The sequence below is a fragment of the Achromobacter xylosoxidans genome (assembly GCF_002192695.1).
Lineage (GTDB): Bacteria > Pseudomonadota > Gammaproteobacteria > Burkholderiales > Burkholderiaceae_B > Achromobacter > Achromobacter xylosoxidans_C.
The window spans coordinates 1-4614 of record NZ_MTLG01000118.1 but is presented as its reverse complement, the minus strand read 5'-3'; the positions used below and the strand labels follow the sequence as shown (position 1 = coordinate 4614).

4 protein-coding genes are annotated in these 4614 nt (G+C 65.5%); 2 read left to right on the top strand and 2 right to left on the bottom strand.

From position 1 onward, the window contains the following. Positions 1 to 137: 137 nt before the first annotated feature. Both BRO63_RS29660 and BRO63_RS29655 read right to left on the bottom strand, forming a co-directional pair. A complete protein-coding gene (locus BRO63_RS29660; RefSeq protein ID WP_088143208.1) occupies positions 138 to 1664 on the bottom strand; it encodes a sulfatase-like hydrolase/transferase in 1527 nt (508 codons plus the stop codon). After that, positions 1661 to 2641, bottom strand: a complete 981-nt coding sequence (locus tag BRO63_RS29655; RefSeq protein ID WP_179215256.1) for a tripartite tricarboxylate transporter substrate binding protein — start codon at positions 2639 to 2641, stop codon at positions 1661 to 1663. The genes BRO63_RS29660 and BRO63_RS29655 overlap by 4 nt, the downstream gene beginning before the upstream one ends. A gap of 124 nt (positions 2642 to 2765) precedes the next feature. On the opposite strand from BRO63_RS29655, the gene BRO63_RS29650 reads away from it, so the two are divergent. Together BRO63_RS29650 and BRO63_RS29645 are read left to right on the top strand one after the other, a co-directional pair. Further along, complete coding sequence (locus BRO63_RS29650; RefSeq protein ID WP_088143206.1) at positions 2766 to 3740, top strand: LysR family transcriptional regulator; 975 nt, start codon at positions 2766 to 2768, stop codon at positions 3738 to 3740. 134 nt (positions 3741 to 3874) lie between these two features. Further along, the gene (locus BRO63_RS29645) at positions 3875 to 4402 is read left to right on the top strand and encodes a MarR family winged helix-turn-helix transcriptional regulator (RefSeq protein WP_088143205.1); all 528 of its coding nucleotides are present in this window, start codon (positions 3875 to 3877) and stop codon (positions 4400 to 4402) included. The last annotated feature ends 212 nt before the right edge of the window (positions 4403 to 4614 follow it).

Genomic DNA, 4614 nt, shown 5'->3' with positions numbered 1-4614 from the left:
TGAACTGACCGGCGCGCTGTAAGCCGCAACGCGCAGCAGTATTGAAGGCCCGCCAGCTTCGTGCTGGCGGGCCTTTGTCATGTCCAGCGTCCTGCCGGCCACGGAACAGGCGTAACCGTCCTGCCCGCGCCGCGCGATCAGGCGATGCCCGATGCCGGCACCCGCGCCGACAGCTGATCGGCGGGCCGGGTTTCAAGCATCTCGGCCAGTTCCCGCCGCTTCGCGGCATAACCCGGATCATCAAACAGATTTTCCATCTCGTCCGGATCTTCGGCCAGACAGTACATCTCGCCCGCGCCGCTGCCCAGTTCGACGGTCAGCTTCCAGTCGCGCGTGCGCACGGTGCGCAGCTTCAGCTCCACGCCGCAGCGCGATGCCGCCACGTCCCATTCGCTCAACGCAAACTCGCGCGCGGCTCCCTGGTCTTCCAGCAGCGGGCGCAGGCTGCGGCCATGCTGCGGCCCCAAGGCCGACGCGCCGGCATAGTCGCAGAAGGTCGCGGCGAGGTCCAGCGTGGATACCGGGTCTTCCACCTTTCTCCCGGCCGCGATGCCTGGGCCGCTGGCCACCATGGCCACGCGCAGCAGGCCTTCATACGGCATGGGTCCCTTGAGCATCAGCCCGTGGTCGCCCAGCCATTCGCCGTGGTCGGACGTGAAGATCACGATGGTGTCCTGATCCAGCCCGTACTCGCTCAGCGCTTTCATGATGCGCCCCACCTGATGGTCCACCAGCGAGATCATGCCGTAGTAGTTGGCGATGATCCGGCGCAGCGCCTCGTCCGATTGGGTCGGCATGCGCGAGAAATTCTGCCGCACCGCCTGCACTTCGGCATTGCCCAGGGGCTTGCTCTCCATGCTGGCTCTGTGCCACCAGGGCCGGCGATCGTAGTCGGTGACGCGATGGCGCGGCAGATCGACCTCGTCGGGATGATGCAGGCGCGACCAGGGCTCGGGACAATCGAAAGGGTGATGGGGGTCGGGAAACGACGCCCACAGGCAGAACGGCTGATCGCGATGCTCGCGCAGGTAGTCGATGGTGCGATCGCCGATCCACGCGGAGTTGTGCCAGGCCGCCGGCAAAGCGGAATGGAAGGTCTGCGGCGCGCCGCTGGCCGGACCCAGATCGGTCTCATACAGCTGGTTGCGCAGTTCGCCCAAACCGTCGCCGTAGTGCCAGCGCGAATGGTTCAGGCCGCCGGGCAAAGGCGTGGGCAGCCAATAGTTATGGCCCTCCACCACCAGCTCCACATGCTTGAAGCCCATGTACGGCCCCGCCCAGCCCGGTCCCATGCCAGCCTCGCTGTACTGGCATTCAGGCCGTCCCGTGGCCTGGAAGGTGTGGTGCGTGGAGAAATGCGCCTTGCCGATGAAGCCCGTGTCGTAGCCGGCAGCGGCAAGGCTGCCGGCAAAGCCCGCCTCGCCGGTGCGCAAGTCCAGGTCTATGCCGTTATCGCAGACGCCATGGGTCAGGGGCAGCAAGCCGGTCAGCATGGAAGCCCGCGAAGGCTGGCAGACGACGTTGGGCGTGATGCAAGCCGCGAAATGCGTGCCTGTGCGCGCCAGAAGGTCGATGTGCGGCGTCTTGACCCGCCGTCCCGCAAAGCCCAGGCAGTCGCCGCGATGCTGGTCGGTCGTGATGAGGAGAATGTTGGGGCGTTTCATTGCTGCGTGCTGGTGGCGGTCTTGATGTCGGAAAGCACGGGCGCGAGCACCCGGATGTCATGGGCGATGCGGTCGCTCAAGCCCAGCCCGTCCTGGTCGCCCACGATCATGCCCTGGGCCTGCATCTTGTCCCGGACCTCCGGGCTCTTCAGGACGGCGGCCACGGCGCGCTGCAAATCGGCCAGCACCGGCGCAGGCGTGCGCGCGGGCGCGAACAGGCCGAACCAGCTGTAGAAGGTGAAGTCCTTCACTGCGTCCTTCACCATCGGCAGGTCGGGCGCGCCCGCGATGGGCGCGGCTCCCGCGTTGGCCAGGCCCTGCACCTTGCCGGCCTTGATCTGCGGCACGGCCGTGCTGGCGACGATGAACATCAGATCGACCTGGCTGCCCATCACGCCGACAAAGCCCTGGGGCGCGGCCTTGTACGGCACGTGCTTTAGCGAGATGCCGGCCGCGTGCTCGAACAACGCCATCGCCAGATGATGGGTCGAACCCGGGCCGCCGCTGGCATAGGTGATGGCGTCGGGCCGGGCGCGCGCCTGATCCAGCAGTTCGCGCAAGGTTTTGAATGGCGCCGCGGGCGATGCCACCAGCACATACTGCAGGGTCGCCAGCGTGGCGACGGGCGCGAAATCCTCGGTGCGATACGGCACGTCCTGCATCAGGTACGGCACCGCCGTGAACGAGGCATCCGGCCCCAGCAGCAGCGTGTAGCCGTCGGGCTTGGCGCGCGCCACGGCCTGCGAGCCGATGACGCCGGCGCCGCCCGCGCGGTTTTCCACGATGACGGGAACGCTCCAGTGTTTGGACATTTCGGCGGCGACCAGGCGTCCGACCACGTCGGCCGCGCCGCCGGGCACCGACGGCACGACCAGCGTGACGGGCCGGTCCGGATAAGCCGCGGCCGCCGCCAGGGGTATGGCCAGCGGTACGGCCAGACTCAGGGCGGCCAGGGCGCCGCGCACAAGTTTCAGCATGATTGTCTCCATCCCGCGGCTCGCCTCATTCACGGGCGGCTCGCTGGCAATCATCATCGGCCAGCCCATCATTCCGGTCCAATGATATATTTTTCACTTTCCATATCAGAGTTGATATGTAGAGATGAACCCTCCCGGCTCCGTCCCTCCCCTGCCGCCCGGCTGGTATCTGCGCGGCCGGCTGCGCCTGCGCCACCTGCAGCTCATGCTGTTGCTGGACGAAGTCCATAACGTCGGCGCGGCGGCGCAACGCATGGCCACCACCCAGCCCGCGGTGTCGCGCATGCTCGCGGAACTGGAAGACATGCTGGGCGCCCGACTGTTCGACCGGACCCCGAAGGGCACCTTCCCCACGCCCCATGGCGACTCCCTGATCCGCCACGCCCGCTGGGTGCTGGGCGACCTGGAACGCATGAGCGGCGAATGGTCCGCCGCGCCCGACCTCGACGTGGAAACCATCCATGTCGGCGTCAACTCGGCAGCGGCGGCCTACCTGGTGCCGCGCGCGCTGCTGCGTTTCGAGCAGCAGGCTGCCAACGTCAATGTGCTGGTGCGCGAGGGATCACTGGAAGCGCTGATGCCAGACCTGCACACGCGCAAGCTGGACCTGCTGGTGGCGCGCATGGGCGCCGCCGTGCGCACGCCCGATACCCTGACGCAAGTGCTGTACGAAGAGCCGATGTGCGTGTGCGCGCGCAGCGGACACCCGCTGGCGGACGCGGCCCGGGTTTCCTGGGCGCAACTGGCGGCCTACCCGTGGATCATGCCCCCGCGCGGCAGCCCGGCGCGCATCGGCCTGGACATGCTGCTGCAGCGCCACGGCCTATACCCGCCTTCCCGCATCGAGTCGGCCTCGGCCCTGAACAACATGATGCTGATGGCCAATAGCGACCTGCTGTCGCTATTGCCCCGCTGCGTCGCGCGCCATCCCGCAGGCAGCCGCGAAATCACCATCCTGGATATCGAACTGCCGCCCGTGTTCGGCCCGCTGGGCATCGTGCGGCACAACAGCCTGGACTTGTCGCCGCGGATGCAGGATTTGATCGAGTGCCTGCGGGCCGAAGCGGCTGATGCGGCGGCAGCTCCGGCTGCGAAGTAAACGGCGACGCTGGCATATCGGACAACCCCGCACACAGGGCGGTTAGTGAAACTACTGAGCCCTCCGTGTCTTGACATGGAAAATCCGCGGGCCTAAATTATTTACGTGATTTTTCACGCATTATTCACACATAAATGACGAACATAAAACCGCTCCTGAAAGCTGTTCCCAAGAAGTCCACGGCCCCGATCAAAGACGCGGAGGATCTCTTCCACGTCACGGATTGGCCCATGCACTACTTCCTGGCCATAGACCGCTTCCATATCCGGAACATCGCGCGCGTGCTGTCCGCCCATCGCTGCTCCCCACTGATGTGGCGCGTGCTGAGCATCCTGGCCGACAGGGACGGGCATAGCGTGTCGGAGCTGGCGGATCTCAGCGTGATCGAGCGTTCGAACCTGAGCCGCATCCTGGATGCCATGGAACGCGACGAGCTGATCGAGCGCATCGGACACGAGACGGACAAGCGGCAGACGCATGTATTCCTGTCCGAGCAAGGGCGCCAGCTCTTCGTCGAATCACTGCCCGCCGTGCTGGACTACTACGCGCGGTTCCTGACCGGAATATCTCCCAGCGAGATGACGGTTCTGATGAGTGTGCTCAAGAAAATCAAGCGCAACGTCGCTTCGTTCGATACACGAGATTCCAGCGACCTGGATTAGCCATTGTCCCGAGGGACCCATCATGAATATGAGCCGTCGTTCCGCCCTGCAATCGACATTTGCTTTCGCCGCATCAGCCCTCCTGCCCCGGGTGGCTGACGCGCAGGATTCATGGGTTCCCTCCAAGCCGATACGGACCATCGTGCCTTATTCGGTAGGCACCCTGTTAATTTGCAGGCAGAGTTGACCCACTTTTACGTTTGATTTGCATC

Bases quoted from the DNA above. Each gene is read 5' to 3' on its own strand.
- BRO63_RS29660 (WP_088143208.1), bottom strand. From the start codon at position 1,664: ATGAAACGCCCCAACATTCTCCTCATCACGACCGACCAGCATCGCGGC.
- BRO63_RS29655 (WP_179215256.1), bottom strand. From the start codon at position 2,641: ATGCTGAAACTTGTGCGCGGCGCCCTGGCCGCCCTGAGTCTGGCCGTA.
- BRO63_RS29650 (WP_088143206.1), top strand. From the start codon at position 2,766: ATGAACCCTCCCGGCTCCGTCCCTCCCCTGCCGCCCGGCTGGTATCTG.
- BRO63_RS29645 (WP_088143205.1), top strand. From the start codon at position 3,875: ATGACGAACATAAAACCGCTCCTGAAAGCTGTTCCCAAGAAGTCCACG.